Raw genomic sequence first — 16,576 nt, 5'->3', positions numbered from 1 at the left:
CGCCAGCTTTCTGACGCAGTAGTTCTCGAGGAATAACCCTTTTGAACTCTAAATTTGCAATGTTGTCCTTGTTGCTTGAGCACTGGGATGACATCCTCCCTAGCGGAGATTGCTCTCAAATCACAATGTTCGTACAGTAAGCACTGACCACTTTGCTTCAATATTTGCGATGCCCCTGAACAGATACAAAAAATCTATTGTTTTTTTATAAATTAAATCCTAAGGCATTTTTTACTGTAGATTAATCATTTGATTATAGTATCATCTTAATTAAGCTTATGCTTGGAATATTTATGAAGAGTATTTTATACTTTGTATTATTAGTTGTTGTATTTGGATCACTGAGCCTATTTGCTGTAGAGCAATTTGAAGAAAAGAAAATTGAATCAGTTCATAAAAACGAAAATGTAGGTGTAAGGAAGCAAGATAGCACAAATCAAAAAGATGAGTTGAAAAGCAACGTCGATGCTAAACAAACACAAGAGGCTGAGAGCAAAAGAGTAACCGATAAAGAGAAGCTGCAACACAACGAGAATAAAGCTTCTGTGGTTGAAAAAACTATAAGTGAAGGTGAAAGGATTGATAAAGATTTGCCAAATGGCCAGCTAGAAGAAAGTACAGGCGAATTTGCTCGAAATTTACCAAATGTGGCCAATAAAGAAGTGAATAAAGATTTGAAACCAGAGCCTTTGCCTTTAAGTGCTGATTTAAATGAGAATACAACTGACCCGCAAAAAAATCTACAAGCTGATCAGAAGATTGATATAAAAGATAATGAACTTTCAAAAAGTGATGCGAGTCAATTATTAGAGGGAAAAAAAGAAAAAGTAGAGAATCAGTTTGAAGAAAAAAAAGTGAAAGAAACAAACAATAATTCTAAGGACCGCAATAGAGTAAAACCTATAACTAAAAAAGATGAAGAAGAGCAAAGTGAAAAGAAAAATTTACAAAAATGGACAAAGCTAAACAGAGAACCAATAAAAGAATGGGGTCATAAAGATATACAAAGCAAGTCAATATATAAACGACAATATGATAGCCTTAATGAGCATCTTCCTACAACTGTATTTATTGATGATTACAGTAAGCAATTTTTTTACTGTATTAAGAAAAATAACTTACCTTGCTTAAGAGGAATAATGAGTAAGCTAGAAAAAATTGGATTAACAACTCAAGAGATACTAAGGTTTAGAAATAAATTGGGTGATACTCCTCTCATTTATTCAGTTAAACAAGGTGAGGTAGACATAGTGCGCTTTCTCTTATTACAAGGCGCTGATCTTAGAGTAGTTAATAATAATTTTCAATCCCCAATTGATATAGCAATCGAAAAAAAGCAGATCAATATAATAAATGCGATTGCCGAAATGATGCCACACCTTTTGGAGGATAGAAAAATAGACAATAAAGAAAGCTCAGCAATTTACGATTGGGCTGTGAAAACGAAAGAAAACAATGAGTCGCAGTGCGATAAGCAAGATGATTAGATTTTTGATATTAATTTTAGTTGGTCATTTATGTTATGGAAACGAAACAAATGATGAAAAAAATCAGATTAGTGATTTTTTAAACGCTCTACATGATGCAAAATACGTATCTTACAGTAAAAAAGACTTTGCTGAATTTTTGGTGCAGTGCCACAAAGAGGGCGTGCCAGAAGATTTTAAGAAAGGTTTTGGCTCTAACTTAAATGGAGCTAATTTTAGCCAATTGTACCTAAGTGGATCTGTTTTTGATGGAGTAAGTCTGATTGGTGCTGATTTTTCTAACACCGATTTATCCGACGTGTCTTTCATTGATGTTGATTTACGTGGTGCTAATTTCTCCAATGCTAATTTACGTGGCATTAAAATAAAAGGTACAAATTTGAGTTTTACAAAATTTGTTTCTGCAAACTTAACAGATATCGTATTTGATCAGTCTCATGTTAGTTATGCTGATTTTATCAGTTCCGATCTCAAAAAAGTAAGTATGCACAACGTAATTGGTTTGCATACTAATTTCTCGAATGTGCAAATGAATCTCTCCAATTTATCAAACTCGAATGTTAGCTACGTAAATTTTAATGATAGTGAAATAAACGATACTGTTATGCAGAAAAATAACCTTGATAATGCAAGTTTCTTTGGAGTGGATGCATATAAATTAAAGATACAATTTTCTTCATTAAAAAATGCTAACATATATGGTGCAGAGTTAAAAGAATCAGACTTTACAGGTAGCAATCTTTCCGATGCCTGCCTTAATTCTTCTATCATAATTAACAGTAACTTCGACGAAGCTAATTTAAGCAACACACAAATTTCCTATGTGAATGACGATAATTCAAGTTTTGTTCAATCTATACTAAATGGTTCCAAGATAAAACATGTATATGTTTTTGGAGCAAGTCTTCAGGATGCTGATTTATCCAATATTGATTTTAGTTTTAGTGAACTGCATCAAGTTAATGTCTCTAATGCTGACATTCGTCACGGAAAGTTTCATAATACTAAAGTTGCGAATTCTGACATGAATGGCTCATTTTTTGACCATTCACTATTCACCTCTGCGAAGATAGAAGATTCAGACCTTTCTACAACTTCAATGTATAAGATAAAAATCCAAGACTCTCAAGTTTATAACAGTACACTTTTTCACCATAATATTGATTCCAGTGAAATAGAAAATTCAACATTCTTTAATTTATTAGCTGATAATTCGAGCTGGTCCAATTTAAAAGTAACTAATTCAAATTTTATTGAAAGCGATTTCAGATCTTCTTTGCTTCACGCTAATGCCTTTAGGAAAACTAGCTTTTTTCTTAGCAATTTGAGCAATTCAACAATTAGTGATATGTCTTTTCACTCTTCAAGCATATATAAAAGTTCAGTTGCTGATGCTCATTTAACAGATTGCAAGTTTGATAATTCAATTTTGATTGACAATCAAGGGCAGAAAAAACTTGCAGGGTTAGAAAATGCTATAACTTCAATTGGAGATTTGCAAGAGAAAATATCACAGGGTGAAAAATTTAATGTAAATTATTCTTACTTTGAATTTAAGAATATGAATTTAGAAAATGCTGATTTTTCTAATTCAACATTGAGTAGAGCAAAGTTTGTAAACGTTAATTTGAATAAGGCAAATCTTGAAAAAACCGATTTGCGCTATACTGTCTTTGATAACTCTTCTCTCATTGGCACCAACTTATCAAATTCTAATTTAGAAGGTTCTAGCTTTTTAAACTCTGATCCAAAAAGCGCCATATTAAAAAATGCAAAGAAAAATGACCATAAAAAGTGAGGGCATATTATTGGTTCTATCCTCTCCTTCTGGAGCTGGAAAAACTACTATATCAGAAAAATTACTTGAGCGATCAACTAATTTAGTTAGGTCTGTTTCTACGACTACGCGCAAGCCTCGCTCTGGCGAAATAAATGGAAAAGACTATTTTTTCGTTACCGAAGAAAAATTTCACGAGTTATGCGAAGCTGGTCAGATGCTTGAATACGCCAAAGTTTTTGAGAATTTTTATGGTATACCAAGAGATTTTATAGAGCAAAACTTAAGCAGTGGAATAAGCGTTTTACTAAGCATAGACTGGCAAGGGGCATTTCACTTATTCAAGCTCATGAGAAAAAAAGTTGTAAGTGTTTTTATACTTCCCCCTTCAATGGAAGAGCTGAGGTTACGCCTGCAAAAGCGTAATAGCAACAGTGCGGACGAAATAGAGCGCAGATTAGCCGAAGCTCAAAAAGAGATAAGCAAACGTGATAAATATGATTATGTAATAATCAATGATGATATTGATAAAAGTGTAGAAGAGATAAGCTCCATACTAAATAAAGAAAGACTTAAAAAACTAAAAGAAAAACCAAGTCTGGAAGATTTATAAAAGCATCGATCTGCAGCTATAGTTTCTTATCCTATAGCTATACCGCCGCGAACCGTCATACCGCGATTCATTCGCGGTATCTCAGCATAGATTCCGCTAACACGTAGCGGACCGTCATACCGCCGCGGCGCTAACGAGTAGCGGAATGACGGTTTTTCAAATTGTCGTAAGTCAGTTTAGCTATATTTTAGCCAGTAGCACGTTTCGCAGTTACTCACTTTAGCTATATTTATTATTTTTTAAGATTAAATGGTTAAAATAGTAGACAACTGTTCAAGTGAGGATTTGACTATGATAACAGATTTTCTAATAGAAACTAGTTTTCTGCCTTTCCACCTATATTTTGATCACATACACAACGTTTAGCTCAATTTAAAAGTCAAACTTCTTGGTTGTTAGTTTAGTGCTGACAACTTAAATAGCTTTTAATATTGGGGTTTTAGTATGGGTATAGATCTAAGCGCACTAACTACTAATGCAGATAAATTAGGTGAATGCATAGATAAAAATAAAAAGCAAAAGCGAGAGCAGGATAGAAAAGACGAGCAATTGCACTGCACTATAGAGAGAAAGGTAAAAAAAGAAGAACACAAGCGTGAAAAACCAAGAGGTCAAGATGGAACCCTCAAGAAGTGCGAAAGGTTATTTGAGGAAGGTGCTAGCTCTGAAGTATTAACTAAATTAGAAGAATCACTTAGAGAACAAGAAAAATATTATAGGTATTATGTCCAATGCTTCCTTCCAGTGCTAGATGAAGTGATAGAACGATCGAAAAAAACACCAAATGAAACAAAAGAGCGAGTAAAGCAAGCAATTTCAGAAATTACTTGTAATAGCAAATATTGTTTTACCCACAACCAAAATGATCGTAGGGACAGTGAAACAGAGAGTGGCTACGGTAGAGATGTTGAAGATGATCATGAAGTAGAAATAAGCAACGGAATAACGAATAATAATGTTCAATTACTAAAAGCGATCAAAAATGGAAATAACAGGAAATTTAGAGAATATCTAAAAGATTGTACGGATATTAGCAGCATAAAAGATGAAAAAGGAAATAATATTTTACACCTTATTGCATCGCTCGAAAAGAAACAGAAATGCAAGTTTCTGGGTATCCTAATAAAAACGGTCACCAAGGAAGATTTAGCACAACTCATTAATAGTGAAAATCAGGACGCTCTTCAGGTGGCACTAATTAACAAGATAACAAAAGAAAAACATGAGTCTCATACGATCCAAAATAATGATAACACACTTAAGTTTCTTACAAAATTGTTAGAGCATGGAGCCAGCTCTGATAATTTAGGATTATCTACAAAAGAATTACAAGGCTTAAAAGAAGAGCAAAAGACATACTATCGTAATTTCTTAGAAAAATTAGCAGAGCAAGGAAAGAAATCTAAATTAAAGCCAGAAATAAAAATCAATACAGAAGCAAAAATTAAAGAAATTATACCACGTACCATAAATACTCCAGATAGTAATGATAATTATCAATTACATTTAGCAATTAAAAATAATGATAAAGAACTTTTTAAAGAACTATTGCAAAAAGGGGCAGATATTAGCCTTAAAGACACAGATGATAATAATGCTTTACACTTGATTGTTAAACCTGAAACAAAACAAAAACTTGAACTTCTCCATATATTGCTAGAAGCAAGCCAAAAAGAACAATTTATAAAAGCTGTAAATGATAAAAAAGAAGGGCAAACACCGCTCCACCAGGTACTCCAGTGCATACAAGAAAAGAGTAAAGAATCTTCATTGAAAGATAAAATAAAAAATGTAGTAAAAAAAGAATTTAAGGATACTGGCAGGTATCAAGCCTTAGAGTTATTTCTACAAAATGGTGCAGATATTACTGTGCAAGATAAAGATGAAAAAAATGCTCTGCACTATATTGCTTCATTCAAAGGAGAACAAAAAGTTACATGTTTGAAGTTGATTTCAGATAAAGATAGATTTAGTAATGCTGTAAATACTACTAACAAGGAAGAACAAACACCTCTTCATCAGTTGCTTCAGCATATAAAAGAAAAGAATGAGGATCGATCATGTACAGATAGAAAATTTGAAAAAACAAATAGATATAAAGCCTTAGAGTTATTTTTACAAAATGGTGCAGATATTACTGTGCAAGATAAAGATGAAAAAAATGCTCTGCACTATATTGCTTCATTCAAAGGAGAACAAAAAGTTACATGTTTAGAGTTGATTTTAAATTCGGTGGAAAAAGAGAAATTTAGTAAAGCTGCAAACGCCACTAACGAAAAAGAACGCACACCACTACAAGTAGCGCTAATTACTAAGACGACAAAAGATAAACATAATTTGGTCAATCCTAAGAGCCGTGATAACACGATCAAGTTCTGTGTAAAATTAGTGCAAAATGGTGTTGACCCAAAGCAGTTAATACTACCCGAAAGATTATGGAGCAAAGAGTATTATAAAATTATAAAAGGAATAGAGAAATCAATGGGTAGAGCGCTTATTCCAGATGATATGAGAACTGAACTGAAGTGCAATTTTGGCAAGAAGTTAAAAGCACGCGATATTGTGAAGTATGTCAATAATGTTGTTTGTAAAGTAGTGACAACGCTTGTATTTACTGCTTTAGCCTGTGCGGTAATATTCAGCGCTTCTCAAGGAAGTATTACAATTGCAACTGCCTCATCTATTATAGCAGTTATTGGAGTTTGTTATCTTATTTACTTGAATTTAGAAAATATTTATGAAGGATTTGGAAAAATTAAAGGAAAGTTTACTGAAGAAAAGCAACTTACACTTCAAGATAACGCACCAAAAAATGATACACAATGCAATAACTCTGTTAAGGATATAGAAAATAAGTCCAACGATTTAGAAGAGCAAGAGGTACAAAAATCATCAAGTCAATCAGAATATACAGAAAATCCAGCTACTAAAATGAGCGATGTATCAATACTACGTCAATTCATGAATAAGCTAGTAGGGAACGTTCTATAGCTAGCTACAATTTGATATGCCGTCATTCCGCTACTCGTTAGCGCCGCGGTATAGCACATTTTGCACCTGTTCACTTTAGCTATATACCAATATTTATCCTTTCTTAAAACTAAACATTTAAAATAGTAGATAATCGTTGAAGTGAGGTTTAACTATGATACTAGCAGAAACGCTCTTCTGCCTGTATTTCAATTACATATACAACATTTTAAAATTTAAATCTAGCTTTTTAGTTGTTAGTTCTCAACCTCAAATTGTTGACACTTACAACTACAAAGATACACAAATAGTTAGTTTTTAGTGAGGCTTTGGTATGACAAAAGAAAATTCTACATCTAGTGAGTTAGTACACAACAATGAATTATTGAGCATTATAACGAAAAAAGTAACAAAAGGAAAGCACAAACACCTACACCCAGAAGTTGGAAAAGACAGTACTCTCAGAGAATGCAAGAGATTGTTCAAGAAAGGGGCTACTCCTAAGGTATTAACCGAAGTATTGACCAAATTAGGAGAATTACCGGAAAAATAAAAAGAATATTATGAGTATTATATCCAACACTTTCTTCCAGCGTTGAATGAAGAAATAAAACAATCAAATAAACTAGACCAAGCAAAAAAAAGGAAATAGAACAAGTAATTTCAGGAATTATTAGCCAGAGCAGCAATCCTGATAACATTGCTCAAAGTCGTAGAGGGAGTATGGAGAGTAAAGACAGTGAAACCGAAAGCGGCAACAGTGGCGAAGCTGAAGATAATCATGACGCTAGTAAGAAGCATTCAATCAGTAGTGCTAACACAATAAGTGAAGATCAAGAAGTAGAGAACGGGATAACGGGTAAAAGTGAAGACAGTGGAATTGAAAGCGGCAACAGTAGCGAAGCTGAAGATGATCATGCTGACGAGAAAGACCACATTTCGGGTATACCAATTTTCCACACAGCAAATGAAGACCAAGAAGTAGAGAACGGAATAATGAACAGCAGTGTTCAATATACTGATAAGGAGCAGCCAATATTCAAAGTAATCAAAAATGGAGATCAAGGGAAATTTAGAGAATATCTGAAAGGTTGCACGGATATTAGCAGTGTAAAAGATAAAAAGGAAAATAATATTTTACACCTAATAGTTACACAATTAGAGAAAAAACAAAAGTTTGATTTTTTAAATACAGTACTAGATGTGAGTAAGAAGGAAGGAAAAGAGCAACTTAAAGCACAACTTGAAAAAGCTGTAAACGATAAAAATGGCAACGGTCAAACACCACTGCAAGCATTGTTACTTAGTAAAGTAACAAAAGAAAAACATAGTTTTGAGACTACACCTAGAAAAACTTTAACACCTTTTAAAAAACTTATACCACACTACGACAATACAATAGTATCTGCTATACAATTGCTCAAATTAGGAGCAAATATTGATGATTTGCAGTTGTCTAAAGAAGAATTACAGGAGTTAAGCGAAAAACAAAAAATATATTATCTTAACTTCTTAGAAAAATTAGCAGAGCAAGGAAAGAAATCTAAATTAAAGCCAGAAATAAAAACCAATACAGAAACAAAAATCAAAGAAATTATACCATATACTATAAATACTCCAGATAGTAACAACAATTATCTATTACATTCAGTAATTAAAAATAATGATAAAAAACTTTTTAAAGAACTATTGGAAAAAGGGGCGGATATTAGCCTTAAAGACACAGATGGTAACAATGCTTTACATCATGTTGCTTTACTTAAAGGAGAGCAAAAAGTTGCATATTTGGAGTTAATTTTGAATTTAGTAGAAAAAGAAGTGATATCTCAAGATAAATTGAGAGAAGCTGTAGATGCTACCAACCAGAAAGAAGACACGCCTCTACAAGCGGTGCTAAAAACAAAAGCAAGGAAAGAAAAAATTGAATATCTAAAGCAAGGAACAATTTTTGATTCAACAGTTAGTTGTAGCAATACAACAAAGTTTTGTGCAATGCTGCTAGAAATGGGCGCTGATCCCTGTTCTCTAGAGTTGGAAGGTCAAACATTTGATACTAAAAAGTATTATCTAACTTTACTTAATTTAAAAGAATATCCAAGAATTACACAAGAAGCACAAAAAAAGGTTAGAGAGCTAAAGGAGAAACTCGAGGAAAAATACCACTGTAAAACTGCTTCAAAAAAATGTCAGTCTGGCATTGAAAAAGCAGGTTCTTTTATAGAAAAAACAGCATCTACTACAGGAAAAGCAGTATCTGCTGCTGGAAAGTACATAGATCCAGCAAAGAGAACCCGTCAAACATTAATATCCATAACAACGGTTATTTTCATTTCAGCTGTAGCATATGGTGTCTCTCAGGGTTACATTGGGGCCCTTGCCGCTTTATTCCTCGCAGCTATTGCTATAGCTACATGTCTTGCTCTCACTTTAGGGTTTAGTGGTGTTAAGAAATGTTTTGAAAAACTAACTAATAAAACAAAGAACTCTACTGACAATGACCGACAGACAAAGCGTGCAAGAAATCCAAAAAGTGAAATGAAAGATACATCAACAAAATCTCCCGCAGATGGGTTAACAATATAACTAGTATACCCTCTTTTCCGGAGCGATGAAGTCAATTTCATCGCTCAGAGTTTTTTCAGCCACTTTTTTATAATCAATTTTTACGTTAATTTGACCTTTCTTTTCTTCAAGCCACGCTATGGTGTGTTTCATCCAGTTTTTATCATCACGCTCAGGAAAATCTTCACGAGCATGAGCACCTCTACTCTCCTCTCGATTGGCTGCGCATTCCATGGTAATAACCGCTTGTGGGATCATGTTAGCAAGCTCCAGTGCTTCAACTAAATCACTGTTCCATATCATACTGCGATCCTCAAGTGAAACATCAGGCATCATTTTTGCTACCTTTTTTATAGCTTTTTTACCTTCTTCTAAAACTTCAGCAACACGGAACACTGATGCGTACTTTTGCATAGTGTTCTGCATTTCGCTGCGTATTTTTGCTACTTTGAGCTTCCCAGAAGCAAATCGCATTTTATTAAACCTATCTATTATCCAATCTGTACAATCTGAGCTCAATTTTTTATGTGGTGTACCGGATTTTAGTTTCTCTTTTGCTCTGAGCGCTGCAGCTCTACCAAAAACCACAAGATCAAGAAGTGAGTTAGAACCAAGTCGATTTGCACCGTGCACAGAGACACATGCAGCTTCTCCAATTGCAAATAGTCCATCTACCACTTCTTCCTTACCTTGCTTCAGCGTGATCACTTCTCCATGATAATTGGTTGGAATGCCACCCATGTTATAGTGAACAGTCGGAATGACCGGTATTGGATCTTTAGTGACATCAACTCCAGCAAAAGTTCTTGCGGTTTCGCTGATGCCCGGCAATCTGAGTTTTATTACTTCCGGATCAAGATGCGCTATAGTTAAATACATGTGATCTTTTTTCGGTCCAACTCCCCTTCCCTCTCTAATTTCAATTGTTATTGCACGACTTACCACATCACGGGAAGCTAAATCTTTTGCTTTTGGTGCGTAACGTTCCATAAACTTTTCGCCCTGAGAATTAACGAGGTACCCCCCTTCTCCACGGCACCCTTCTGTCATCAAGCACCCTGAGCCATATATTCCTGTTGGATGAAATTGTACAAATTCCATATCTTCAAGTGGTAACCCAGCTCTCACCACCATGCCATTACCATCACCTGTGCAGGTATGCGCACTTGTTGCAGAGAAATAAACACGTCCATATCCACCTGTTGCTAGCACCACTTTATGCGCACGAAATTTATGTAATGTGCCGTCGCATAGCGACCAAGCAAGAACTCCGCAACATGCTCCGGTTTCGCTATCCATAATTAAATCAATCACAAAGTATTCAACAAAAAATTCAGCGTTGAATTTAAGACACTGCTGATATAGAGTGTGAAGGATTGCGTGCCCAGTCTTGTCTGCTGCCGCACAAGTGCGCTGCGCTGATTTTCCTTTACCAAAGTGAGTTGTCATTCCACCAAAAGAGCGCTGGTATATTTTGCCATCTTCTGTACGAGAAAAAGGTACGCCAAAATTTTCAAGTTCAATAACAGCTTTAGCAGCGTTTTTACACATATATTCTATTGCATCTTGATCACCAAGCCAGTCTGAACCTTTTATTGTGTCATATGCATGCCAGCGCCAATCGTCTTCACCAATATTACCTAAAGCTGCACTAATTCCGCCTTGTGCTGCAACTGTATGACTTCGTGTAGGGAAAATTTTAGAAGTGCAGGCAACTGAAAAATTAGTTGCAGCCATCCCAAGCGTTGCTCTGAGCCCTGCTCCACCTGCACCCACTACTACCACATCATACTCATGTTCTATGATCTCATACGCTGACTTATCCATATTTGCTTATTTTATCATTACAGGCTTATGATATCACAGAAGTAGAAAAAATCTATACAAGTTTTCTATAGCTAATACCAATTCTCATTATTAGTGAACCACTTTTTCATCCAATAATTTTGATCTTAATGCCATTTAAACCTCGCTATTTTACTTACTTCAGGTGGAACATACAATAAAATGGTTGAGTCTTTATCTGGCTTGCATCCATCGGTAGTTATTACACTAAATGAACAGGAAGTTGGTGGAATGATAAAAGAAACGATTACTCAAAAATTTTCTGAAATGGCCAGGGAAAACCTTGGCAATTTCTCTGAGGAAGAGCAGGAAAAGATTCGTAATGAGTTGCCGGAATTATCGTCTGAAACAGTAAGATAGCTACACGCTTAGCTCTTGAGAAAAAGTGTCAGGGGTTTAGCAGTGGACTAGATAATGATAAAAAGGAGGAAATACTAGGAGAATGTATGAGTAATTTATCCTATGTTGAACTGGAGAATCAAAACGAAGTGGTAAGGTAAATTATATTTCATTAAAGTCATTTATCTTGAAACATAAGCAGGATTTTGTATAGTTGTTTCAATTTGGGTCTGTATATTGAAACAATGCGTGAAAATGACAGGTCATTGTACAAGAGGTACCTAATTTGCCGACAAGAATGCTAGATAAAGAAACTTACATTTCAATTATTTCATAATTTCTGTATAATCTTACAAGCTCAATTGGTATATTATGAAGATAATAATAGGTAATGCTAGTAAAGAATTAGGGGAATCAGTAGTTAACCGGCTAGATGTTCAACCATCCTCTGCTTGGATATCAAAGTTTACCGATGGCGAGGTAAATGTAGAAGTAGCAAATGATCTATATAATCAAGAAGTATACATAGTACAATCTCTTTCTCCCCCTGTGAATGATAACCTCATGGAGCTTCTGCTTATAATTGATGCAGTAAATAGATTAGGAGCCAAAAGGATAGTAGTAATTATTCCTTATTATGGATATAGCAGACAAGATAGAATTATCAAGAACAATGATATGCAATCTGCTTTAAATGCCAAATTAGTTGCAAATCTTATTCAAACTGCAGGTGCAAGTAGTGTTGCAGTGATTGATTTGCACTCAAGTCAAATTGAAGGATTCTTTGATGTACCGATAACTAATTTGAACTGCTTTGAAGCATTTGTTGACTGTATACACACGGAAAATTTGGCAATTGTTGCACCTGATGTTGGTGCAATTGGCAGAGCACGTGCTTTTGCAAAGACTTTAGAGGAAAAGTACAAGATAGGGTTAAGTGATAAGATTATTGTAGTAGATAAATATAGGGAGAAAGCAGGCACATCTCAAGTAATGAACATAATAGGAGAAGTTGCGAATAAAAATTGTGTCATTGTTGATGATATAGTTGACTCTGGTGGAACATTGTGTAATGCAGCCCTTGCTTTAAAAAATTGCGGAGCAAAGTCCGTAATTTCATGCATCACACATGGCGTGCTTTCAGGAAGTGCAGTTGAAAAAATTTCTTCCTCTTCTTTAGATAAATTAGTGATTACGGATACTATACTTCACAAACTTGAAAAAACTGGTAAAATAGAAGTTGTTTCGGTCGTAGATATTTTAACTCACTTCATCCAAGGAGGTAAAGATGCCAGCTAAGTCAACAGAAGACGTTATTACTTCACTAATAGAATTTGCAAATAAGAGAAAAATAACAATTACCAAGGAAGAAATGCTTAAAATTGCACAGCTTGTAAGGATTAAGTTATCAAATGACGAGATTGATCACTACTCCAAAGAACTGACAATGCTGGATTGGATACATGATACTTTATTACAAGTTAATACTGAAGGTGTTTCTCCTATGCGTTATGGCAGTATAGACAAGGACATTCATGTACGCGATGATGTTATAAATTCTCAAAACATTAAAGAAGAGATATTGTCCAATACAAAACCTGAGCATGGGTATTTCGTAGTGCCAAGTGCGTCCAGAGAAGGCAAGTATTGTTCAGTAGGAGATAGACCTACCAGGATAAAAGTCGGAATCCTGTAGCTTGGGTAGCAGCATGGAGGGAAACCAAAATGTTGAAGCCTACCGACAACATTATCGTAGGATAATGGCGAATTACCAGGCCGTAGCGAAAGCGAATACACAGATTGCCTCGAAAGGAATATTCTGAAGGTCGAGCCATCTTGGTACTGGCGAAGACAGAATAGACCAGACGAAAAACGAATGAAACGATAGGTCTACTTCAGCGGGGTGTTAGTAACGGCATGGCAATGAGGACATACAAAGCAACTGGAGAAGCCCTCCTCATCCCAAGGAGAAATACCTTGGAGAGGTAGGTTCTATAACTGGAAAACAGGAAGTGAACTGAAGATGAGAGGGTGGCAGATGGGTGCGTAGTAGTGAAGAAGTGAGGTAACGCTCATGGAGCAAAGGCACCCTGCTAGTAGAAATCTTTTAACAAAAGGAAGGTAAAGGTAAAAATGATAAAAATGCCAATAAAATTACAAGACCTGAGAAGAAAGATATATATCAAAGCGAAAGCAGAACCGGAATGGCGATTCTGGGGAATCTATGTTCACGTCTGTAAGATGGAGACACTGGAGGAAGCATATAAGCTAACAAAGAAGAGTAATGGGGCACCAGGAATAGATGGGATGACATTCGAATCGATAGAGGCAGAAGGCTTAGAAAAGTATCTTCAACAAATAAGACACGAACTAATAACCAAGACCTATAGCCCAAATAGGAACCGGAGGAAGGAAATACCAAAATCTGGAGGAAAATTCAGAAAGTTGAACATACCCTGCATCCGGGATAGAATAGTGCAAACAGCACTGAAGCTAATACTTGAACCGATATTCGAATCAGACTTCCAAAAAGGATCATACGGGTATAGACCTAAGCGTAATGCGCATGAAGCAGTACAAAAAGTAACGGAAGCAGCAATCAAAGGCAATACAAAAGTAATTGACGTAGATCTGAAATCCTACTTCGACAATGTGCGACATCATATTCTGATGGAAAAGATTGCCAAAAGAATAAATGACAAAGAAATCATGCGCATGATTAAGCTAATCCTCAAAACAGGAGGAAAACGAGGAATAGCACAAGGATCACCACTTTCGCCACTACTAAGCAATATATACCTAAATGAGGTAGATAAAATGTTGGAGAAAGCAAAAGAGGTGACCAAAGAAGGAAAGTACCAACGTATGGAATATGCCAGATGGGCAGACGATTTAGTGATACTGATTAGTGAACACCCGAAACGGGAATGGCTAGAAAGAGCAGTATACAGAAGGTTGGAAGAAGAATTAGCAAAACTAGAAGTGAGCGTAAATGAAGAAAAGACAAAAGTCATCAACCTAAAGAAAGGAGAAACATTTAGCTTCCTAGGGTTTGATTTTCAAGAGAATATCACAAGACAAGGAAAATGGAATGTCAGGAAAACACCGCAGATGAAAGCACGAACAAACCTGCTACGCAAGTTGAAGGAAATATTTCGGCGCTATAAATCGCAACCGATAAAAAGAGTGATACATGACATCAATCCGATATTGAGAGGGTGGGTAAACTACTTTAGGATAGGGAACTCTGGTCGAAAGTTCAATTACGTAAAACATTGGGTGGAAAAGAAGGTAAGACGCAACTTAATGCGAGCCAGGAAAGCAAAGAAAGGGTTTGGGTGGAAGAAGTGGAGTAGCGAATGGATATACAAAACGCTGGGTCTATATTCAGACTACAGAATAAGGTATTACAAACCGAAAGCATCACCAGTACAATATGTGATAAACTTTGGTAAAGAATCTGCTAGGAAAGCGTAGTGCGGGAAAACCGCATGCTGCGTTTGACGAGGCGGGAGCTGGAAACGTTAACATGGGAATTTGGATTGAGGCCTATTGTGAAAACAATGGATCAGCCACCAAACCCTAAAGTAGGCGCGCCAGTTCTCGACCCTACAGGTTATAAACGATTAGAGTAAAATAAGGCTCATATCAATTCTATAATAGATCTACTTTCAAAGTATCCGTTCAGCAGAGTGGCAAAACAGGTATAGCTAACCCAAGAAGGTTTCCCTACGTCATACCGCCGCGGCGCTAACAAGTAGCGGAATAACGAATTTGTTGTTTTTGAAATTGTAGGTAAACCTAAGTCACTTTAGCTATAGTTTACTTGCCACATGATTTTCTTTATTATCAGATATTGCTTTAAATAATATGGAGGGGTAATACCAAATCTCATAAATAAGTAGGCAAATAACTCACAGAACAAATGGTTTTGATCGAACTTTCCGTAATATTACGAATGAATGCACATACAGTATCCTCCAATAAACTAACAGAGTCATATATTCTATTTTTAATGAGATTGTCTTTCAAATATTGCCATAAACGCTCTACTGGATTTAACTCTGGTGAATATGGAGGTAAATAGATTAAGGTAATATTTTGTGGTATTTTTAAACCTTTGGATCTATGCCATCCTGCACAATCCACAACAAGAAATGCCTCCCTTGTTCCTAAATATTGTGACATCTGCTCAAGGAATATATTCATACAATCAGTATTGACGTTTGGTACGAATAAGCTAGAACTCTCTCGATTTCTAGGATTAACTGCACTATAGAGATAAAAGTTTTGCCTACCTAATTTTACCTTAACCTGTGTCCTAATGCCTTTTTTAAACCACCCGTGTCCAATCTTTGAATGTGTGCCAAACCGCGACTCATCGAAGAAAAATAGCTCTTTTTCGGGATACGTGACAATAGTTTCATTAAGATTTTTTTTTAAACTCTTCTTGTTTATTTTTATCCTGTTTATTGTGCACAGGCCTTGGAGTAATATACGAAAAACCTAACTTTTGCATCAGTCTATGTGCTGTAGACTTACTTACCTCAATAGAAAACATTTTCTCAATTATGATTTTTAATTTCTTAGCCGTTAGGTTGGCTCCTTCTTCTGCTATGACATTTTTAATTTCTTCTTGCTGCTTGTAGCTCAACTTCGGCTTTACTCCACGTCCTGGTTGTATTTTAAACGCATTGACTCCTCCTTCCTTAAATCTTGTAATCCACTTCATCAATGTAGTTCTAGTAATTCGGTATATTTGAGCAACTTTTGTTATTCCATATTCTTTTGCAGATATTATTGCCTGTAATCTTCTTCCTATCTCTCCTCTTATGCCGTGCTTCTTTAATTCCAGGTTACACTTATTATATAATTCTTCTCCTATTGCTTTACTTTTTCCTGCCATAACTCCCCACTAATTCTTAAATTATTCTATTTTAGAAATTTTTCTTTATTCCTCTATTTATTTTTAGGAATTGGTAT

Annotated in this window: 12 protein-coding genes; 10 read left to right on the top strand and 2 right to left on the bottom strand. The window is 35.4% G+C overall.

Going from position 1 to position 16,576, the window contains the following annotated elements:
* The first annotated feature begins 278 nt into the window (after positions 1-278).
* The 6 genes from WKH12_RS00060 (at position 279) to WKH12_RS00035 (ending at position 9,430) form a co-directional block, all read left to right on the top strand.
* Positions 279-1,487 (top strand): ankyrin repeat domain-containing protein, encoded by a 1,209-nt coding sequence (locus tag WKH12_RS00060; protein ID WP_434732320.1) that lies wholly within the window; start codon positions 279-281, stop codon positions 1,485-1,487.
* Positions 1,480-3,285, top strand: a complete 1,806-nt coding sequence (locus WKH12_RS00055) for a pentapeptide repeat-containing protein (protein ID WP_264736380.1) — start codon at positions 1,480-1,482, stop codon at positions 3,283-3,285. The genes WKH12_RS00060 and WKH12_RS00055 overlap by 8 nt, the downstream gene beginning before the upstream one ends.
* Positions 3,269-3,877: a guanylate kinase gene (gene gmk, locus WKH12_RS00050; protein WP_253308926.1), complete on the top strand. Its 609-nt coding sequence runs from the start codon at positions 3,269-3,271 to the stop codon at positions 3,875-3,877. Before WKH12_RS00055 ends, gmk begins: the two co-directional genes overlap by 17 nt.
* Before the next feature lie 444 nt (positions 3,878-4,321).
* Positions 4,322-6,868, top strand: coding sequence for an ankyrin repeat domain-containing protein (locus WKH12_RS00045; protein ID WP_434732319.1), 2,547 nt, complete (start codon positions 4,322-4,324; stop codon positions 6,866-6,868).
* A 313-nt stretch (positions 6,869-7,181) separates the two neighbouring features.
* Positions 7,182-7,400: a hypothetical protein gene (locus tag WKH12_RS00040; protein ID WP_434732318.1), complete on the top strand. Its 219-nt coding sequence runs from the start codon at positions 7,182-7,184 to the stop codon at positions 7,398-7,400.
* Between the two features lie 170 nt (positions 7,401-7,570).
* Positions 7,571-9,430, top strand: coding sequence for an ankyrin repeat domain-containing protein (locus tag WKH12_RS00035; protein WP_434732317.1), 1,860 nt, complete (start codon positions 7,571-7,573; stop codon positions 9,428-9,430).
* Here the strand turns inward: WKH12_RS00035 and sdhA are convergent, their stop codons facing one another.
* Positions 9,431-11,236 carry a succinate dehydrogenase flavoprotein subunit gene (gene sdhA, locus WKH12_RS00030; RefSeq protein ID WP_434732316.1) on the bottom strand — a complete coding sequence of 602 codons (1,806 nt, stop codon included), beginning with the start codon at positions 11,234-11,236 and terminating at the stop codon, positions 9,431-9,433.
* A 180-nt stretch (positions 11,237-11,416) separates the two neighbouring features.
* Between sdhA and WKH12_RS00025 the strand changes: the two genes are divergently transcribed.
* The 4 genes from WKH12_RS00025 to ltrA all read left to right on the top strand — a co-directional run bounded on the left by WKH12_RS00025 (position 11,417) and on the right by ltrA (position 15,070).
* Complete coding sequence (locus tag WKH12_RS00025) at positions 11,417-11,614, top strand: hypothetical protein (RefSeq protein ID WP_434732315.1); 198 nt, start codon at positions 11,417-11,419, stop codon at positions 11,612-11,614.
* A 351-nt stretch (positions 11,615-11,965) separates the two neighbouring features.
* Positions 11,966-12,892 carry a ribose-phosphate diphosphokinase gene (locus WKH12_RS00020; protein ID WP_253309402.1) on the top strand — a complete coding sequence of 309 codons (927 nt, stop codon included), beginning with the start codon at positions 11,966-11,968 and terminating at the stop codon, positions 12,890-12,892.
* Positions 12,882-13,289 carry an Asp-tRNA(Asn)/Glu-tRNA(Gln) amidotransferase subunit GatC gene (locus WKH12_RS00015; RefSeq protein WP_434732314.1) on the top strand — a complete coding sequence of 136 codons (408 nt, stop codon included), beginning with the start codon at positions 12,882-12,884 and terminating at the stop codon, positions 13,287-13,289. The genes WKH12_RS00020 and WKH12_RS00015 overlap by 11 nt, the downstream gene beginning before the upstream one ends.
* Before the next feature lie 437 nt (positions 13,290-13,726).
* Positions 13,727-15,070 carry a group II intron reverse transcriptase/maturase gene (gene ltrA, locus WKH12_RS00010; protein WP_434732173.1) on the top strand — a complete coding sequence of 448 codons (1,344 nt, stop codon included), beginning with the start codon at positions 13,727-13,729 and terminating at the stop codon, positions 15,068-15,070.
* Between the two features lie 414 nt (positions 15,071-15,484).
* Here ltrA and WKH12_RS00005 read toward each other — a convergent pair.
* Positions 15,485-16,499, bottom strand: a protein-coding gene (locus WKH12_RS00005; RefSeq protein WP_434732009.1) for an IS630 family transposase whose coding sequence is annotated in 2 segments (ribosomal slippage) — positions 15,485-16,033 and positions 16,035-16,499 — 1,014 coding nt in all. Because the reading frame shifts where the segments join, the coding sequence is not laid out codon by codon here.
* Between the last annotated feature and the right edge of the window lie 77 nt (positions 16,500-16,576).

Origin of the sequence: Wolbachia endosymbiont of Zygogramma bicolorata (genome assembly GCF_051130665.1) — a bacterium.
Lineage (GTDB): Bacteria > Pseudomonadota > Alphaproteobacteria > Rickettsiales > Anaplasmataceae > Wolbachia.
Note: the sequence above shows the minus strand (reverse complement) of the source record. Positions and strands in the feature narration are given on the sequence as shown.

Bases quoted from the DNA above. Each gene is read 5' to 3' on its own strand.
- WKH12_RS00015 (WP_434732314.1), top strand. From the start codon at position 12,882: ATGCCAGCTAAGTCAACAGAAGACGTTATTACTTCACTAATAGAATTT.
- WKH12_RS00055 (WP_264736380.1), top strand. From the start codon at position 1,480: ATGATTAGATTTTTGATATTAATTTTAGTTGGTCATTTATGTTATGGA.
- gmk (WP_253308926.1), top strand. From the start codon at position 3,269: ATGACCATAAAAAGTGAGGGCATATTATTGGTTCTATCCTCTCCTTCT.
- WKH12_RS00060 (WP_434732320.1), top strand. From the start codon at position 279: ATGCTTGGAATATTTATGAAGAGTATTTTATACTTTGTATTATTAGTT.
- WKH12_RS00020 (WP_253309402.1), top strand. From the start codon at position 11,966: ATGAAGATAATAATAGGTAATGCTAGTAAAGAATTAGGGGAATCAGTA.
- WKH12_RS00040 (WP_434732318.1), top strand. From the start codon at position 7,182: ATGACAAAAGAAAATTCTACATCTAGTGAGTTAGTACACAACAATGAA.
- WKH12_RS00045 (WP_434732319.1), top strand. From the start codon at position 4,322: ATGGGTATAGATCTAAGCGCACTAACTACTAATGCAGATAAATTAGGT.
- WKH12_RS00035 (WP_434732317.1), top strand. From the start codon at position 7,571: ATGGAGAGTAAAGACAGTGAAACCGAAAGCGGCAACAGTGGCGAAGCT.
- ltrA (WP_434732173.1), top strand. From the start codon at position 13,727: ATGATAAAAATGCCAATAAAATTACAAGACCTGAGAAGAAAGATATAT.
- sdhA (WP_434732316.1), bottom strand. From the start codon at position 11,236: ATGGATAAGTCAGCGTATGAGATCATAGAACATGAGTATGATGTGGTA.
- WKH12_RS00025 (WP_434732315.1), top strand. From the start codon at position 11,417: ATGGTTGAGTCTTTATCTGGCTTGCATCCATCGGTAGTTATTACACTA.